The 17,491-nt window shown below is 36.0% G+C and carries 15 protein-coding genes and 1 pseudogene; 12 read left to right on the top strand and 4 right to left on the bottom strand.

Annotated elements, in window-relative coordinates:
• The 5 genes and pseudogenes from FJR09_RS04795 to FJR09_RS04775 all read left to right on the top strand — a co-directional run.
• Nucleotides 1-432, top strand: a pseudogene (locus FJR09_RS04795) (hypothetical protein); the annotation flags it as partial.
• A gap of 126 nt (nucleotides 433-558) precedes the next feature.
• Entirely contained in the window at nucleotides 559-1,137 is a 579-nt protein-coding gene (locus FJR09_RS04790; protein ID WP_168653135.1) for a Uma2 family endonuclease, read from the top strand.
• Between the two features lie 214 nt (nucleotides 1,138-1,351).
• Nucleotides 1,352-2,014 carry an ATP-dependent Clp protease proteolytic subunit gene (locus FJR09_RS04785; protein ID WP_168653134.1) on the top strand — a complete coding sequence of 221 codons (663 nt, stop codon included), beginning with the start codon at nucleotides 1,352-1,354 and terminating at the stop codon, nucleotides 2,012-2,014.
• A 122-nt stretch (nucleotides 2,015-2,136) separates the two neighbouring features.
• Nucleotides 2,137-2,730, top strand: coding sequence for an ATP-dependent Clp protease proteolytic subunit (locus FJR09_RS04780; RefSeq protein ID WP_015083128.1), 594 nt, complete (start codon nucleotides 2,137-2,139; stop codon nucleotides 2,728-2,730).
• A gap of 103 nt (nucleotides 2,731-2,833) precedes the next feature.
• On the top strand, nucleotides 2,834-3,439 hold the full coding sequence (locus FJR09_RS04775) for a J domain-containing protein (RefSeq protein ID WP_168653133.1): 606 nt from the start codon (nucleotides 2,834-2,836) through the stop codon (nucleotides 3,437-3,439).
• Between the two features lie 76 nt (nucleotides 3,440-3,515).
• On the opposite strand, the gene FJR09_RS04770 is transcribed toward FJR09_RS04775, so the two are convergent.
• Nucleotides 3,516-4,847 (bottom strand): Rieske 2Fe-2S domain-containing protein, encoded by a 1,332-nt coding sequence (locus FJR09_RS04770; protein WP_168653132.1) that lies wholly within the window; start codon nucleotides 4,845-4,847, stop codon nucleotides 3,516-3,518.
• Between the two features lie 84 nt (nucleotides 4,848-4,931).
• Between FJR09_RS04770 and FJR09_RS04765 the strand changes: the two genes are divergently transcribed.
• From FJR09_RS04765 to FJR09_RS04735, 7 genes are all read left to right on the top strand, one after another.
• On the top strand, nucleotides 4,932-6,194 hold the full coding sequence (locus tag FJR09_RS04765) for an ATP-binding protein (protein ID WP_168653131.1): 1,263 nt from the start codon (nucleotides 4,932-4,934) through the stop codon (nucleotides 6,192-6,194).
• Nucleotides 6,195-6,286: 92 nt separating this feature from the next.
• Entirely contained in the window at nucleotides 6,287-9,418 is a 3,132-nt protein-coding gene (locus FJR09_RS04760) for an ABC transporter substrate-binding protein (RefSeq protein ID WP_168653130.1), read from the top strand.
• Between the two features lie 42 nt (nucleotides 9,419-9,460).
• Nucleotides 9,461-12,136 (top strand): ABC transporter substrate-binding protein, encoded by a 2,676-nt coding sequence (locus tag FJR09_RS04755; protein WP_168653129.1) that lies wholly within the window; start codon nucleotides 9,461-9,463, stop codon nucleotides 12,134-12,136.
• Between the two features lie 23 nt (nucleotides 12,137-12,159).
• The gene (locus tag FJR09_RS04750; protein WP_168653128.1) at nucleotides 12,160-12,417 is read left to right on the top strand and encodes a MoaD/ThiS family protein; all 258 of its coding nucleotides are present in this window, start codon (nucleotides 12,160-12,162) and stop codon (nucleotides 12,415-12,417) included.
• Nucleotides 12,418-12,454: 37 nt separating this feature from the next.
• Complete coding sequence (locus tag FJR09_RS04745) at nucleotides 12,455-12,862, top strand: hypothetical protein (RefSeq protein WP_168653127.1); 408 nt, start codon at nucleotides 12,455-12,457, stop codon at nucleotides 12,860-12,862.
• Between the two features lie 429 nt (nucleotides 12,863-13,291).
• Nucleotides 13,292-13,597: a hypothetical protein gene (locus FJR09_RS04740; RefSeq protein WP_015083136.1), complete on the top strand. Its 306-nt coding sequence runs from the start codon at nucleotides 13,292-13,294 to the stop codon at nucleotides 13,595-13,597.
• A gap of 620 nt (nucleotides 13,598-14,217) precedes the next feature.
• On the top strand, nucleotides 14,218-14,709 hold the full coding sequence (locus FJR09_RS04735; protein WP_015083137.1) for a hypothetical protein: 492 nt from the start codon (nucleotides 14,218-14,220) through the stop codon (nucleotides 14,707-14,709).
• 17 nt (nucleotides 14,710-14,726) lie between these two features.
• Here the strand turns inward: FJR09_RS04735 and sbcD are convergent, their stop codons facing one another.
• The 3 genes from sbcD to cysH all read right to left on the bottom strand — a co-directional run bounded on the left by sbcD (nucleotide 14,727) and on the right by cysH (nucleotide 17,412).
• Complete coding sequence (gene sbcD, locus FJR09_RS04730; RefSeq protein ID WP_015083138.1) at nucleotides 14,727-15,983, bottom strand: exonuclease subunit SbcD; 1,257 nt, start codon at nucleotides 15,981-15,983, stop codon at nucleotides 14,727-14,729.
• A gap of 65 nt (nucleotides 15,984-16,048) precedes the next feature.
• Nucleotides 16,049-16,624, bottom strand: a complete 576-nt coding sequence (locus FJR09_RS04725; RefSeq protein ID WP_015083139.1) for a transposase — start codon at nucleotides 16,622-16,624, stop codon at nucleotides 16,049-16,051.
• 83 nt (nucleotides 16,625-16,707) lie between these two features.
• The gene (gene cysH, locus FJR09_RS04720; protein ID WP_015083140.1) at nucleotides 16,708-17,412 is read right to left on the bottom strand and encodes a phosphoadenosine phosphosulfate reductase; all 705 of its coding nucleotides are present in this window, start codon (nucleotides 17,410-17,412) and stop codon (nucleotides 16,708-16,710) included.
• Nucleotides 17,413-17,491 lie beyond the last annotated feature (79 nt).

Genomic DNA, 17,491 nt, shown 5'->3' with positions numbered 1-17,491 from the left:
AATAAAGTGGAGAATGAAAATATGACTAAGGATTCTAGCCGTAAAATTGAAATTGGTAATATTGGTGGAGATTTTAACGCCAGTGGACAAGCTTTGAATTTAGGTGAAATCAGTGGTACAGTCACAAATACCATTAATGAATTACCGTCTGCACCTGAACCCGATAAACCAGGAATTAAAGAATTATTAACACAATTAAAAACAGCAATTGAAACTGATAGTAATTTAACAGCAAAAGAAAAAGAAAAGGCTTTAAAACAAGTTAAATCTTTAGCAGAAGCGGCTCAAAATCCTCAAGAAAAACAGGATTTAGCAGATACAGCAATTACAATGTTAAAAGGAACAATTGCTCATTTACCAACTGCGGCAAAATTGGTTGAAGAATGCGGTAAATTATTGCCGATAATTTCTGGTTTTTTAGGTTTAAGTTAAAACGTATTTTCTAACCACCCTGTTCTGAAAATATCGTTAAAATGGGAGGTAGAACCTCCCGGAAAGCATTCCCAGTCGGAGACTGGGAACGAGGAATAAATGGAGATTAATTAAGAGGTATGAATCATGACTGCTGTAATTTTACAAATACCACAATCACTAAAATTCACAGATGATAAATTTGTGGAAATGGTCGCTGCTAATAAAGATTTACGTTTAGAATTATCGGCTCAAGGAGAATTAAGTATTATGTCACCAACAGGAGGAGAAACTGGAGATAGAAACCTAGAATTAGGTGGACAAGTTTGGTTTTGGAATCGCCAAAATGGTTTAGGAAAAGCTTTTGATTCTTCCACAGGTTTTAAATTACCTAATGGTGCTACCCGTTCTCCTGATGTGTCTTGGATCAAGATAGAAAGATGGAATGCACTCACACCAGAACAAAGAAAAAGGTTTTTGCCTTTATGTCCTGATTTTGTGATTGAGTTGGTTTCTGAAAGCGATGATTTAGCAGATACTCAAGCCAAAATGCGAGAATATATCGCCAATGGTTTGCGGTTAGGTTGGTTAATTAATCCGAAAAATAAGCAAGTAGAAATATATCGCCCAAATCAAGAAATAGAAGTTTTACAATCTCCTGCAAATTTATCTGGAGAAAATGTATTACCAGGATTTATTTTAGATTTGCAACCGATTTTTTCATGAGACATATAGCGGTTATTGGTGGGATGCCATACAATTGAAGGCGCAGACCCTGCGCCCCTAGGTTCTGCTGTACTTGGCATAATTGGGACTCAAGACCCAAATATTTTAAAATTTAGCTTTTTTCACTATCAGGGAGAAATCCACACCCTAAATTGGGTGAGCATCGCGTTAGGATGTAATACATTAACGGCATAGTTTCAGGCGATTAGTTGCTATGGATATTTCTCACCTCAAGGCTGTGCAAGCCCCCTATTCCGGCGATAGTTCCTACCGGACACCGCCGCCAGATTTACCGTCCCTACTATTGAAGGAGCGGATTGTGTATCTGGGTATGCCACTTGTTCCGTCTGTTACGGAATTAATCGTCGCCCAATTGCTGTATTTGCAGTCCGATGATCCCGAAAAACCAATTAAAATCTACATCAACTCTACAGGTACTTCTGGTTACAGTGGCGAACCTATCGGTTTTGAAACCGAAGCCTTCGCTATCTATGACACTATGAAATATATCAAGCCTCCTATCCACACCATTTGTATTGGTTCGGCTATGGGTATGGCTGCGATGATTCTTAGTGCTGGGACAAAAGGCTGTCGTGCTAGTTTGCCCAATTCTTCCATTATCCTGCATCAGCCGAAAAGCTACGCCCAAGGACAGGCGACGGATATTCAAATTCGTGCTAAGGAAGTTTTGGCAAATAAAGCTTCAATGCTGGAAATTCTAGCCCGGACGACTGAACAAGACATGACGAAAATTAGCAAGGACATGGATCGTCTTTTCTACATGACTCCCGACCAAGCTAAGGAGTATGGTTTGATTGACAGGGTTTTTAGGAAGGAAGAACTCGCTAATCTCCCACTCCCTGTAAGTGTGCTTTAAATAGGTAATGGGTGATTGGTGATTGGTAATTGGTAAGAAGATATAGCTTCATCTAACCACTGACCACTGACCACTGACCACTGACAACTAACAACTGACTAATTACAAACGGAGTACCGCAAATGCCTATAGGCGTGCCTAAAGTTCCTTACCGGATGCCCGGTGGACAATATACAGATTGGATTAGCATTTATGACCGTCTTTATCGGGAAAGAATTATTTTCCTGGGAAGAGATGTGGATGACGAAATTGCTAACCAAATTATTGCTGTCATGCTGTATCTGGATTCCGATGATCCTGGGAAGGATATTTATTTATATATCAATTCCCCCGGTGGGATGGTGACATCTGGTTTGGCAATTTATGACACCATGCAACACATTAAGTCTGATGTGGTGACAATCTGTGTCGGTTTGGCTGCTTCTATGGGATCTTTCCTGTTGGCTGCGGGGACAAAGGGTAAACGCATGGCCTTACCTCACTCCCGGATTATGATTCACCAACCTTCTGGCGGAACTCGCGGACAAGCTTCTGATATCGAAATCGAAGCTAGAGAAATTCTGCGAATTCGGAGTCAGTTAAATCAAATTTATGCTGATAATACTACTCAACCTTTAAGCAAGATTGAAAAAGACATGGATCGTGACTTTTTTATGTCTGCTCAAGAGGCTAAGGAATACGGTTTAATTGATCGTGTGATTGAAGAACGTATTTAATAGTGGAAAATAATTCAAAATTCAAGATGTAAAATTCAAAAGTATGAATTACTCATTTTGAATTTTTAGTTTTGAATTTTGAATTTAAGTCAAATGAAGCAACATGGATCTTGAAGATTATTATCGGATATTGGGTTTAAGGTCGGGAGTTTCTTTTGCTGATGTGAAAGCGTCCTATCGCCGATTGGTTCAGCAATATCATCCTGATATCAACCCAAATGATCTCAAAGCGAAAGACAAATTTATTGCGGTGACTGAGGCTTATAAGTTTCTGCAAACGGTTTTACCACCGGAGGAAATTAAGCCTCGGACTAATGAGGTGAAAACTGATGTTTCTAGTGCTAGAGAAGTGCAAACTCAACCAGCAGCACCGAAAGCAACGGTTATATCTCATCCACCCAATTTAGAGGATATAGAACAACGGTTAAAGTGGAAGACTTATGAGCAGTTACAGCGATTTTTACAGGAAAGACGTTTTCCCCAGGCGATCGCTCTAGCAGAGGCTTTAATGGCACGTTTACCAGGGGATGCGGAGGTGCGTCAATGGTTAGCGATCGCTTATCAAATCTGGGGACGAGCTTTAATTACGGAAAAACAACTCCCAAAAGCCAGAATTTATCTGAAAAAAGCCTTAAAAACTGACCCATACAATAAAGCTTTATGGAATGAAGTTCAGCAGGATTTTCAACGTTTGGGATTGAAACTTTAGTTAATTGGTAATGGGTAATGGGTAATTGATAATTGGTAAGAGTTTATTATTGATTCATTTTTTATTTTTGAATTGTTTATTTCTCTGCGTGGATGTAATCTACAAAGTAGAATTTAGGAATGAATGAAAATTTCAACCACGCAGAAATTCCTACTCCTAAAAGTGCGGTAATTATTAATGGTAAACCTAGCTGTAACCGCAAATCATCAGGTAATAAAGCCACTCCAGATATAACAATTACAAAATATGCTAAAAGTCCTATTTGCAACCTTTCTAAATTTTTAACTGCGGTTCGACAACTACTACAATGCTGGGTATGTTGTTTATATCTATCCAACATTTCCCCATGATTATCATTAATAGGTGTAGGTTCACTCACATTAATTCCTACTTCATGCCAAGGCAATTTACCCTGACAATATTTATCAAACCAATTGCGAAATTCAATTACTAATTTATCAGCATTTGTCGGTAATTTATAGGCAGTTTTCCAGCTTTCATGTAATTGTTTCTTCTGTAATAAATACTCTTGCTGATTTAGTAGCATCATATCCCCATCTAATACTAGATTTCTTTCATGAATATGATTCCACCAACGAGGAATAAAGCGATGTAAAGTCTTAGCAAAATTGCGGGAAAATTGAGCAACTATTCTCGATTTACCAGGAGATACAGGAATAGCATAAACCAGTAAACCTAATTTTTTGCCAGTATTACCAAGACTAATTGCATATTCTAATCTACAAGGTGGTTCAAATGTAATTGTTGTGGGTAAACCTCTCGCAATATCTACTTCAATTAAATCCATGGTTGATTTAACTATGTTAATAGGTATAGGTTGAGCTTTGTCTCTATTACCTTGGACTCCATGATGAGCAAAAGGGACATGACTAGGATCTGCAACATTTTCTATTAATGTTTGCCAATCGTATTCCAAATCACGAACATAATTCGACCACACAAATCCTTTTTCTGCATCTATTTGGGGTGATAAAGGTAAAGGTGTATTTTCAGCTATTGCTGCTGTTTTTTCATCTGGCCACACCCAAAGTAGTTCCTGTTGTTGACGCACTGGAAAGGAAATAACACAAAAATTATCTTGATTTTTGGTGACAATTTCTGGGTTTTCTGCTTGGGGAACGCGCTGACAAATGCCATTTTCATTAAATTCCCAACCGTGATAACTACACATTAAGTTACCTGTTTTATCTTCGATTCTACCTTCGCTTAATGGTGCGAGACGGTGGGGACATTGATCTAAAAATACCCGATATGTTTCTGATTTTGTAGGTTTCCAAATTACTAATCTTTTTCCTAATAATGTCATCGGTTTGGGTTTGTGTGGTTCTAAATCTTCTATAGGGATGAGAGGATACCACTGTTGAAAGAAATTAAATTCAGATTGCATATTGCTTCTAAGAGATAAAACAAGTACACTACTGATAGTATACTGTGACAATAATTTTAATTTCTCGAACTATTCAAATTCACCATGGCCAATCCCTTTTTTCCAGGTAAACCAGTTCTCCCAGAAAGTTTTGTGGGGCGGACATCAGAAATTAACTATGCTTTTGACCAAATCCATAACCGCAGCCATTTCGCCATTTGGGGTGGGCCAGGAATGGGTAAGTCTTCATTCTTGCAGAAATTAGCTTCTGAGCAAACATGGCGAGAATATGGATTAGATCCATCTCAAGGTATCGCTGTCATGGTCAATTGTCAAAATATCATTCCCTTTACTCCTGCTGGTTTTTGGCGGGAAGCTTTAAGTTTGCTGCATGATAAATTAGACAGTGAACCACAACTACAAGCTGAAATAAAGCCATTACTCGAAAAACCGACGACAAATGATAGTCTGCGCCAAGCATTACGGAGATTGGGTAAAAAAGATAAGTTTTTAGTATTGTTGGTAGATGATTTTGATGCAGCTTTAGTGAGCAATGATCAATATCAAGAAGCTGAAATGGAAACATTTTTAGCTCAGTGTCGTAATTTGGCGGTTCATGCGGAAGAAGGTCAATACCTCTCAATGATTGTGGCTTCACTCCAACGCCTCAGTGAATTAGGTCCCAAGCTTAACCCCAATGCTTCTCCTTGGTACAATCACTATCTGTTTCAATCGCTGAAATTGTTTCCTACCAAGGATTTAGTTCAACTATTAAATATTATTAGACCACCCACATTACGGGGTGAAATCATGAATATTACTGGTGGACATCCAAGGTTAGTCCAAACTGCTGGGTTTTTCTTGTATCGAGAGCTACAGCCTGGGATTAATCCCGATATTACATCATTTGCTGAAAATTTTGAAAGAGATACTCAACAGATTTTCAAAACAATTTGGCATAGATGTAATCCTAAAGAACAGGTGTTGTTAATGCTGATAGCCTTGTTAGATATGGAAGGTCATATAGGGGAACTAAACTTTAAATTAAAAGGCATTGGCCGCATTTTTACACAACATGAACGATCTTTAAGAAAGTTGGAAGAACAGGGTGTAATTACTTCCAATTCTCTAGAACCAGAAAAGTTTTACTCTTTCACTTCATCACTTATGAAAAAATGGGTAATTCAGGAGATTTTGCAGACTCCAGAACAATCAATCAGAGATAGAGAAAAAGAATTTATGAATCTGATTAGTCATGGACAAGTAAACCAAGTTAAAGAAGTAGTTACTTGGTTAGGTAACAATCCAAATAAAGTAAAATCTTTCCTAGATTGGATTACAAAGGTAGTACCAGTATTTCCTGCATAGATATTTGAATAGAGAAGTTCTTTTCGACTTCTCTACTAAGTTTATAGACCATGATTGATCTGAAATTAAGTTTATCAAGGAGCAGATAAAATATGCCTTTCCCTCCAAATCCTTACATAATAGGTGGTCGAATTACAGATACAAATAGATTTTTTGGACGCGAAAATTTTTTTAATGACATTAATTATTATCTTAAAACCGACAATGTAAAACTAATTTTATTACATGGTCAAAGACGGATTGGCAAATCATCTGTAATTGCACAAATTCCTGGAAAATTAGGTACAGATGAATTTGTTTTTATCAGTTTCGATTTTCAAGGTACAGTAAACTCGTCTCATCAAGAAATTATACATTCAATTGCAATTGGAATTATAGAGAAACTAGAAACATTAGAAACAAACGAGGAAATTTTAACCCATTTAGCAGAGAATATTCTTACCAATATTGAGATTTTTTCTCGTGAATTTCTACCGACAGTTTATCAACAATTAGGTAATAAGAAATTGGTTTTACTATGGGATGAATTTGATGTTTTGACTGAAAGAGATACTGAATCAGATACAGATAGTAATAATTTTTGTGATTATATTCTACAGCTACAGAAAAGAGATCAGAAATTATTTATTATCCCAGTAGTAGGAAGACATATATCAAAGTTACCAAAATTAGTTTCTTCATTACGAGAAGCACTAAATATAGAAATTGGTTTGTTAAAGAAAGAGGATACTCAAAAGTTAATTATTCAACCTGATAAGAATGTTTTAAACTATGAAGAAGAAGCAATAGAAGCAATTTTCCAATTATCCGCAGGACATCCTTATGTTACCCAGTGTATATGTTCTGCCATTTATAATCTAGCACGCGATCGCTATAATCAAACAAATGTGCTTCCCCAGAGTATAAATGGTCATCATGTTGAAAGTATCGTAGATAAAGCAATTGAATTAGCTGAAGGTGGTTTAGATTGGTTCTGGGGGGGATTAACCCCTGAGCAGCAAGTTATTTTTGCAGCAGCAGCAGAGGCTCGAAATATAGCTATTCAAGAAAATGAACCTCCCCAGCTAATGCTATTAAGAAGCCATGGAATAGCAACAGAATATTTGAATACAGCAGACGAACAATTACATGAATATGGTTTTTTAGATAATAACAGGGTTAAGGTAGAATTTGTCCGTCGTTGGTTGGTGAAAAGTCATCAGCTAAAAGAGGAAATTAGCCATTTAGAGACAGTTGAACAAGAAAATGTTAATAAGCTCTTGTCAGTAGCAGATGATTTGCGAGAACATGATGATACACGGGCAGTGCAAACTTATGAACTGGCTTTAAAGCTTAATCCTAATAACTTTAAAACTGTAACATCTTTGGCTGAAGAATATTTAAAGATTGAAGAACTTAATAAAGCCTGTGAACTTTACAAACGAGCCTATCAATTCTATTCTTTTATCGGAAATATAAATAAACAAGAGTCTGTTTTACAGCCTTTATTAACTGTAGCTGAAAAATACTCAAAGTCCGAAAATTTTGAGCAAGCCTTGGAAATTTACAGACTAGCTGACGAAATTGATAGAGAAAGTAGCAAAGATGGTTTTTTACAGACAATAGAAAATTATGTCCATAAATTGATACTTGCAAGAGAATGGATTAAAGCAACAGAACAATGTCAATCAGGGTTAGAAATTGATCCAAACAGAATATTATTTAAACAAAGATTAAAAGAAATTGAAGCCCGTGAGTCTAACACTAATCTTAACGTTGCAGCTAAACCTTTAAATAAAAAACCTTCTACAATCATGCTCAAATGGCTCAACCGTAGTTCAAGACTAATAGCATCTTTAGGATTAGCTGGAGTTGTAGTTATTGGTGTGGGTATTTCTCAAAGTTTGAGAACTTGTCCACCAGGTGAAAGAAAGGAATTAGGTGTTTTTTGTGTAGTAGATAATAGTGGAATTAGTCGAGGTAATCGCACTTTCTTCCCTGAGATTAATAATACCTATCGTGACCAAGGTATTCAAGCCTTTAAAAAAGGTAATTATCAAGAAGCAATTAAATTATTTAAAGAAGCTGTAAACGCTAATCACAATGACCCAGAAGTGCTAATTTATTATAATAATGCCCTAGCTCGTAAACAAGGTTCTCCGTTTACATTAGCAGTAGTTGTGCCAATAGTACCAATTAGAGGTGTTGCTCAAGAAATATTACGTGGTGTAGCCCAAGCACAAGACCAATTCAATCAAAAAAATGGCTTAAACCGCAGATTACTAGAGATTGTAATTGCTAATGATAGCAACACAGAAAAGGCTAAGGAAGTAGCACAAGAACTCGCCAAAGATGCTTCCATATTCGGAGTAATTGGACATTATTCTAGTGAAGCTACTCAGCTTGCATTACCAGAATATGAAAAAGCAAAATTAGCAGTTGTTTCGCCTACCAGTGCTAGCACTTTTCTAAACAATCCAGTTTTCTTTAGAGCAGTTTCTTCTAGTGAAAGTGCAGGAAAAACACTTGCTGAATACACTTATAAAAATCTGCAATTGAAAAAAGCAGTAGTTTTTGGAAATCCGAATAGTCTATATAGTAATAATATCAGAGAGATATTCACTAATCAATTTGAAAAACTAGGAGGTGAGGTGGTTCGTAAACCCCTAATTGATTTAACTGCTTCTATATTTAATCCAGAGAAAGAAGTTGCTAAAAGTGTCTATAATTATAAGGCAAAAGCAGCGTTATTGTTTCCAGATACAGAAAGCACTAATATTGCTCTCAAGATTGCTAAAGAGATTACCAAAATAAACGAAATACTCAAAACTCAAAATCCACCAAGACCAGAATTAAAAATGTTAGGTGGAGCTAGTCTTTATCTGAATGAAACCTTAACCAGCGGGAATAACAATGTAGATGGTTTAATCATTACAGCACCCTGGTTTAGAGAATCATCACAAGCTAAATCTTTTGCCGACAAAGCAGATAAGAAGTGGGGAGGATATATTAGTTGGCGGACTGCAATTAGCTTTGATGCGACTCAGGCTTTAATTAAAACTTTATCTAATAATGCAACTCGTAGTACAGTATTAAGAGGGCTGGAAAAAGTCAGTCTGCTCGCAAGTGAAACTTCCGGCTATCCTCTCAAGTTTACACCGGAAAGAGAGCGTGAAGGGGAATCTATTCTTTTGCAAGTTAAAGGCAATCAATTCGTTCAAATTGATCCACCAGCAAAACCGTGATCTCACAGATGCAATTAAAACGTTTGGAGGTACTATGAGGATATGATTACTTCTTTTAAGTCTCAAAGAAACCCTTATGTTATTGGTCGTCCTATTGACCAACAGTTGTTTTTTGGGCGAGAAAGCCTATTTTTGACTATTCAAGATCATATTCAACATAATAGCAACATTATCTTGTTATATGGTCAGCGCCGCATTGGTAAGTCATCTGTCATTAGAAACATTCCTCATGGATTGAATGATTTACATGAGTTTGTTTTTGTGACATTTAATTTAGAACATTATAGCCAAAAGTCCCTAAGTGAAATTTTGGCGGATTTAGCTCAAGAGATACTTCATGATCTTTCGTTGGACGATGAAAATATTAAACTACCGGAAATTACGGAGTTAGAATTAGATACGGGAATTTTTTCTCATCAATTCTTACCGCAAGTATATCAATTATTAGAAAATAAGAATTTGGTATTGGTACTTGATGAATTTGATGCCTTAATGAATAGTAATAATCCAGAATTATTAGAACAAGTTTATAAATATTTATCTTCCCTTATCAATATTAATAAAAAATTATTTTTAATTTTATTAATAGAACAAAGATCAGTAAATAAGCACAGAATAAGTAAGATATTTAAGGATGTACCTGTTCGAGAAATTGGGCTGTTGGATGAAAATAGTACAAAAGAATTAATTATTAAGCCAGCAGAAAATATTCTTGAATATGAAGAAGATGCGATAAAAGCAATTTTTGATCTATCCGCAGGACACCCTTATTTTACTCAAGCGATATGTTTTACTATTTTTGGGAGAGCGAGAGAGGAGGATAAATGGACAGTTAGTAGTGAAGATGTAAAACTCATTATTAATAAAGCAATTGAGTTAGCTGAGGCTGGTTTAACATGGTTTTGGGACGGCTTTTCGATTTTAGAAAAAGTTGTCTTTGCAGCAATAGCAGAAGCACAAGAAAATTCAAATGATTATGTTAGATTAATAAAAAGATTTAGACATGACACAGAAGATAAATTAATTATAGAAACGAATCAACTTCTGAGAAGTAATGGATTTTTAGATGAAATAGAGGAAAGGGTTAAAATAGAATTTGTCCGGCTCTGGATCATACAACGTCACCCACTAAGAGAAGAAATTCATGAGTTAGATAAAATTGAGCAAAAAAAAAGTCCTAGTAATAGTAATATAATTCCAGATTCAAACACTGTTGAGAGCGATTCTACACTTGAGAGTGATATTAATTTACATCAATCAAGTGAAGTTAATATTCCAGATATTCGTGCAAAATCCAATTTGATTATTTTAACTGCAATAGCATCTGTTGTTTTTATTATTTCTAGTATTATAGTAGCTAGTATTTCTCGCGGATCTAAAGACTGCGAACCAGGTAAACGAAAGGAATTAGGTGTTTTTTGTGTAGAAGACAATAGTATAATTAATAGTAGAATTAGTCGAGGCGATCGCACTTTATTCCCTGAGATTAATAATATCTTTCGTGATAAAGGCATTCAAGCCTTCCAACAAGGTAATTATCCAGAAGCAACTAAATTCTTTGAACAAGCTAAAAAAGCTAATCCCTATGACCCAGAAGTGCTAATTTATTATAATAATTCTCTAGCACGTCAAAAAGGTTCTCCTCTAACATTAGCAGTAGTTGTACCAGTAGACAAAAGCACCATTACTACTCAAGAAGTATTACGTGGAGTAGCTCAAGCACAAAACCAATTTAATCAAAACAAGGGTTTAAATAGCAGATTACTCGAAATTGTAATTGCTAATGATAGCAACACAGAAAAAGCCAAAGAAGTAGCTCAAGAACTCATCAAAGATTCTTCAATACTGGGAGTCATTGGACATATTTCTAGTGATGCTACCAATATGGCATTACGAGAATATGAAAAAGCCAAATTAGCAGTTATTTCCCCTACTAGCACTAGCATTTTATTGAACAATCCAGTTTTCTTCAGAGCAGTTTCTTCTGATGAAAGTGCCGGTAAAAAACTTGCTGAATATACTTATAAAAGTCTGAAATTAAAAAAAGCAGTAATTTTTGGAAATCCAACTAACTCATATAGTAATAGTATCAGAGAGATATTTACGAATCAGTTTGAAAAACTAGGAGGTGAGGTAGTTCGTAAACCTTTAATTGATTTAACTTCTCCTACATTTGATGCAGAAAAAGAAGTTGCTAAAAGTGTCTATGGTGATCATGCAGAAGCAGTAATGTTATTTTCTAATACGCAAAAGCTTGATATTACTCTCAAGATTGCTAAAGAAATTACTAAAAGAAACGAAACACTCAAAACCCAAAATTCACCAAGACGAGAATTAAAAATGTTAGGTGGAGATAATCTTTATCAGGATGAAATCTTAAACAGTGGAGGGAAAAATGTAGACGGTTTAATCATTGCAGTACCCTGGTTTAGAGAAACACCACAAGCTAAATCTTTTGCCCAAAAATCAGATAAGCAGTGGGGAGGAGCTATTAGTTGGCGGACTGCAACTAGCTTTGATGCAACTCAGGCTTTGATTAAAGCTTTATCTAATAATCCATCTCGTAGTACAGTATTGGAAGGATTGGCAAATGTTAGTCTTTCTGCTAATGAAACATCAGGCTATCCTCTTAAGTTTACACCAGAAAGGGAGCGTGAAGGTCAATCTATTCTTTTGCAAATTAAACAAGGTCAGTTTACAATGATTCCCAATAATTAAATTAGGTTGTATACAAAAATTATATGTCCCAATCTATCGCTGTTACTGTTAAGTTATTTGCTGTTTATCAAGAAGCTTTTGATGTGTCCGAACTAGTGTTAGATTTTCCTGATGGTACACCAGTTCAAGCTGTGTGCGATCGCTTAATTGCCGAACACCCAAAATTAAGCAAATGGCGAGAAATAACCCGCTTTGGTGTGAATTTACAATTTGTTGCACCAGATACCATTCTCCAAAATGGTGACGAAGTGGTTTTAATTCCCCCAGTCAATGGTGGTTAATGAGGATATATTCCAATACATTAAAAAGAAATTAAAGATGATTAAGTTAATTTTTACAACAATTTTCATAGTTTTCCTCACAGCTTGTACTAGTATTGCCTTATTACCAACACCGGAATTAGTGCAAAAAGCGATCGCACTCCAACTAGAACAAACCCAACAACAACTTAACCAACAGCTAGATTTAAACTTCCAAAAATTTAATATTCAGCGGATATCCATTACTCAACAACAACCCCTCACCATTGAAAACTTACCGGCTTATCGGGTACAGGGAAATTATGATTTTACGGTTAAATTACCAAAACGCAGTTTTAAACAACTTGAAAAACCCTTTGAAGTTTATCTGCAAATTCAACAAGAAGGTAAAAGTTGGCGGTTATTAATACCAGAAAAAACCCGTCAAAATCCTCAATCAAAATGGCAAAGTTACTTAATTCTTTAATGGAACGAGTTCCAATTATGATAGTTATCTTATCAAAAAGATAAAATAATTTTATAACTTGACATAACTTATCTGTACCAAAATAAATGTACATAGCTGATATAATTAAAATCCTAACCTCATCAAAAATCGGCGTTGCTGATAGCCTGCGTGGCGATAGCCATATTGAGGTATGAAACTAAAAACTCAAAATCTAAAACTTTGCGTCTTTGCTCCTTTGCGACTTTGCGCGAAACAAAATTCATACCGCCATTATGCAACGCCCAAAAATATATCAATCTCAGATTCAACCTGTGATATATGCTGGTTTAAGGTTAGACTCTAAATATATAGGAAAAAAATACTTCTTTCCTTAATTATTGTAAAATTCACTTAACAAACAAAGATTCAGTTTGAACAAGTGTCATCTAATACAAAGGACAAATAAAAATGACAGAAAATAATCAGGATAATGTTGGTAATACTGAAGAAAGTTCTCAAGGAACAATCATAGTTGCTGGAATGCGTCCCATTACCACCGGGACATTACAAGTAGTTGATACCTTCAACTCTATGGGGATTCGTCCCATAGGTGCAAACACATTCCAAGTAGTTGATAGTATTAACTTGTCTGGTATTCGTCCCATAGCTTCTAGCACCTTGGTAGTTGCTGACAACTATTCTGTCTTCGGAAATCGGCCAATAGCACCAAATACCTTTGACGATTCCGAACTTTTGATGGGTTTTCTAGACTAATTACAAGATTACTCGGTAAGCGTAAAGCTCAGTCACTTTAGTGCTGAGATATAAGCGACACGGGCGAATTTATTCGCTCAAGCTCTTGACTAGTAACAGTAGGTGTGATATACTTTCAGAAGTTCCATAATTTAAGTATAACTAAACAACGTAAAAACTTAACTAATTTGGTTGAGTGCGTAGTCATACCTAACAGTATTGCAGTTTAGGAAAGCTAAATTTGGTGAAAAATGAAATACAAAAATCGAGTACGGTAGGGCATACCGGAATTAACGCTTTAGGAGAATCGACCTCTGTTTTTGTTGGAGTAATCCAGCAATTGTAAGTTGGCTCATTGATTAAAGAATCTCAGTGTCTTTAGACCTGAGAGTGTCAAATTTCCAATATTTTCATCATATCAAATTCAACCTGGTTTTATGAATAAACTAGGTTGTTTTATTAGAAGGAGTCAGGAGTCAGGAAGAAGAATTAGAAGGAAATAAGAATAGTCTCAAATCTGGGAAAATGATAGCTAAATGAATAGTTTCAAAGTTTATTCCTTGCACATTATTCACATTTTATCCTTCTCAATTCATTGATTTATTTATCAAGGTTTTAGGTTTATTAAGCAAGCCCTAATTATGGCAAAATATCCAATTTTATCAACATCTTTAAACTTTCACGAAGATTATCCATGTCCAGTATGTCACGTGGGTAAAATTTCGCAAATGTTGATGATGGAAACTATGTGTTGTGATTTTTGCAATGAAATATTTACAGTTAACTTAGAATTACAACAAGTTAAAATGCCTTCTAGAGAACCACCTTTAGTTTGGAATTGGAATGGATTAAGGTGGACCCAAGCACGATTAGGAAATGTGGAATTAGGTTGGGGTTATGGTTTGTCCGCAATTGCTTTTATTATTTTACCGACTACCTTAATAGGAATTACAGCCTATTATTTTCCTCCTCATTCTCATGTTCCGCTTTCATGGATTCCATTTATTTGGACTGTGCTAACTTTTTTATCACACTTAGGAATTATTGTGTGGATTTTTATTGAAGTTTATCAGCTTCCCATTATCGCATATTTGCGAGCTATTACCCGTTGGCAAAATAGACTAGTTAGGTAGAAAAGTTCTGACTCCTATTAATTTTTAATTCCTCCTTGGGGTACTAGCAAAATCCCCTCATCATCTGCTAATAAATTGTGTGCTGCTTCCAACATAGATGGCATTATTTCTTGCAAATCTTCCCGATTATTTAAGTAAGTTTTTAAAGCTGACATTGGGTCAATACTGCTACTCGCGCTTAATTCAGGAATGCGGGGTTTTGCTAACTGACTCACTAATTCAGCTTGTATAGTGTAAGTGTGCGCGACACTTAAAGCTTGGTGAAGAGAAGAGTTATCAATTAAATCCAATTGTTCTGATTTCAATTTGTAAATAAGTCGCACCACATTATCTTGAATATCATATTTAGCAATTCCTTTTAATAATGCCTTTTGTGGATCATCCTGCTTAGATAAATCTATCTCAATAGTCCGAAAAGTTCGCACAGGTAAAGGACAAAATTCCCAATCTGCTTTCCCTTTTTCCAAATCTATCATCACATAACCTTTGTCTTCCTTCTCTTCACTAAAATCTACCCGTTCAATACTTCCTGGATAAATTACCGGTGGGTCATTGGATTTATTTAAATTTTGGTGTTTGTGGACATGACCTAAAGCCACATAATCAAAACATGGTCTAGTTAATAAAGATAAAGGTAAGGTAAAACCTTTCCCGACTGCTAATAAACGTTCTGCACCTAAAGTGGCATTATCAGCCATTAAATGAGCTAAAAGTACAGTGGGTAAATCTGGGTCAAGACGGCGAATTTCTCCTTCGATAACTACCTCTAAACGGTCTGTCAGGAGTTGATTTACTTCAGCTAAAGAAGAACCTTGAGTTTCTTGACGAGTCATCAAAGTTGAACGAGTTAACCAAGGAAGAGTAATGATTTGCACATCTCCGCTGCGGGTAGAAATGCGATGAGTTGTTAAAGTATCACCAACCACAAACCCTGGTACTCCCAAAGTCCGATAAATATTTAAACTCGCACCTCCCAAACCCTGGGAATGTTGGTCATGATTTCCCACTAATAATACTGTGGGGATATCTGCATCTACTAGTCGGCGAAATTGATTAGCAAAGGCTTCTTGAACATAGGGTGCAGGTGTGGCATTGGGGAAAGCATCACCACCAAATAAAACTAAATCTACATGATTGGCGATCGCTCGGTCAATACACAAAGATAATGTTTTCACAAAATCCTCCAGTCGTGTGTTTAAACCTGTGGCTGGATTAACGCGCCCGTGGCAAAAACCGCTACCAATATGAATATCTGAAAGATGGAGAATTTTCATAGTTTATTGGTTGTAAGGGTTTAGATCCCCGATTTCTCAAAGAAGTCGGGGATCTATTCTTCGATCTATTCTAAATCTAGTAGCAGTTTTTTGAAGTCACTGCTATGAGGTAAGTTATGATCCGCTAAAAATTGCTGATAAACTGATTCTTCCTCAATCTGCATTTTGATATACTCTATCTTGGGTATTGTTCCTTTTCTTAATCCAGCATATTCTAAATAACTGGAAAACTCCCATTCTTCGGGTTGCTTCACCAGTGATGCTTTCACAGGATTGAGATGAATATACTGAGAGAGGTTAACAAGATAGTCAGTTTGTGAAATATGAATACTTTGAAACCTTCCCTGAAATAATACTCCAGAACGGTTAAAACGTTTATTAATTGCTTTTGTGTAAGAAAGTGAGAGAGATTTCATAGCATCAGAAAGGGTTTCATCTCTCAGATAGACTAGAAGATGATAATGATTAGGCATTAAACAGTATGCAATAATATCTACTGAATTTTTAATTAGATGTTCTCTGATCAGTCGAAGAAAATAAATATAGTTTTCACGTTCAAAGAAAATTATTTGGCGATTGTTTCCGCGATTATAAACATGATAAAAGTTGCCAGTTTGGAGTGGAATCCTTCTTTGTCCCATAATTGGATGTTTATTCGCATTATTTCAGAGAGTTCAGAAATTTCAGATCCCTGACTTCTTTAAGAAGTCAGGGATCTAAGAGATTAAATGTGAATTCCACACTCAGTTTTTTCGCTTCCTCTCCAACGTCCAGCGCGTTCGTCTTCACCTTCACCTACTTTAGTAGTAATGGGTTCGTCGCCAATGCTAGGATAACCTTCGTCATGGAGAGGATTGTAAATTACTTTATGTTCAGCTACATAAGCCCAGCTTTGTTTACGAGTCCAATTAGCTAGAGGGTTGATTTTTAATCTGCCTTTACCATCTAATTCTAATACGGGCATGGTAGCACGAGTAACGGCCTGATCACGACGGCGACCTGTAATCCAAGCTACAGTATTGAGTTCATCTAATCCCCGTAAAAGTGGTTCGATTTTGGTAATGTCGTGGAATTTAGCAATATCTGTATCCCAGAGGGCTGCACCGAATTTAGCAGCAAAGGCTTCACGGCTATCCACGTCTGGTGTTTTATACGTTTGTAAATCTAGGTTATAGATTTCTTTGACTTTACCAACTAATTCTAAGGTTTGAGGGAAATGATAAAGGGTATCCAGGAAAATTACAGGAACGGGATGCTGAAGTACGCTATAGAAAATATGTGTCAAGATAATATCATCTACGTTGAAGGCGCTAGTTTGTACCAGTCCTGTGGGGATATTCTTCACAGACCAGGCTAATATCTCTGTAGGACTTGCGGTTTCAAATTGCTGATTTAGTGATGCTAAGTCAAAGGCGGTAGAAGTTGTCATGATCTTTCTCTAAAACAAAGATTTTTTTATTTTTATTAAATTTAATTTTACCTTAATAAAGTCACATACAGCGGTTTCC

It is taken from the genome of Dolichospermum sp. UHCC 0406 (genome assembly GCF_009712025.1).
GTDB lineage: Bacteria > Cyanobacteriota > Cyanobacteriia > Cyanobacteriales > Nostocaceae > Dolichospermum > Dolichospermum lemmermannii.
Note: the sequence above shows the minus strand (reverse complement) of the source record. Positions and strands in the feature narration are given on the sequence as shown.

Excerpts from the sequence above, each read along its gene's own strand:
- FJR09_RS04790 (WP_168653135.1), top strand. The coding sequence starts at position 559 with ATGACTGCTGTAATTTTACAAATACCACAATCACTAAAATTCACAGAT.
- FJR09_RS04785 (WP_168653134.1), top strand. The coding sequence starts at position 1,352 with ATGGATATTTCTCACCTCAAGGCTGTGCAAGCCCCCTATTCCGGCGAT.
- FJR09_RS04780 (WP_015083128.1), top strand. The coding sequence starts at position 2,137 with ATGCCTATAGGCGTGCCTAAAGTTCCTTACCGGATGCCCGGTGGACAA.
- FJR09_RS04775 (WP_168653133.1), top strand. The coding sequence starts at position 2,834 with ATGGATCTTGAAGATTATTATCGGATATTGGGTTTAAGGTCGGGAGTT.
- FJR09_RS04770 (WP_168653132.1), bottom strand. The coding sequence starts at position 4,847 with ATGCAATCTGAATTTAATTTCTTTCAACAGTGGTATCCTCTCATCCCT.
- FJR09_RS04765 (WP_168653131.1), top strand. The coding sequence starts at position 4,932 with ATGGCCAATCCCTTTTTTCCAGGTAAACCAGTTCTCCCAGAAAGTTTT.
- FJR09_RS04760 (WP_168653130.1), top strand. The coding sequence starts at position 6,287 with ATGCCTTTCCCTCCAAATCCTTACATAATAGGTGGTCGAATTACAGAT.
- FJR09_RS04755 (WP_168653129.1), top strand. The coding sequence starts at position 9,461 with ATGATTACTTCTTTTAAGTCTCAAAGAAACCCTTATGTTATTGGTCGT.
- FJR09_RS04750 (WP_168653128.1), top strand. The coding sequence starts at position 12,160 with ATGTCCCAATCTATCGCTGTTACTGTTAAGTTATTTGCTGTTTATCAA.
- FJR09_RS04745 (WP_168653127.1), top strand. The coding sequence starts at position 12,455 with ATGATTAAGTTAATTTTTACAACAATTTTCATAGTTTTCCTCACAGCT.
- FJR09_RS04740 (WP_015083136.1), top strand. The coding sequence starts at position 13,292 with ATGACAGAAAATAATCAGGATAATGTTGGTAATACTGAAGAAAGTTCT.
- FJR09_RS04735 (WP_015083137.1), top strand. The coding sequence starts at position 14,218 with ATGGCAAAATATCCAATTTTATCAACATCTTTAAACTTTCACGAAGAT.
- sbcD (WP_015083138.1), bottom strand. The coding sequence starts at position 15,983 with ATGAAAATTCTCCATCTTTCAGATATTCATATTGGTAGCGGTTTTTGC.
- FJR09_RS04725 (WP_015083139.1), bottom strand. The coding sequence starts at position 16,624 with ATGGGACAAAGAAGGATTCCACTCCAAACTGGCAACTTTTATCATGTT.
- cysH (WP_015083140.1), bottom strand. The coding sequence starts at position 17,412 with ATGACAACTTCTACCGCCTTTGACTTAGCATCACTAAATCAGCAATTT.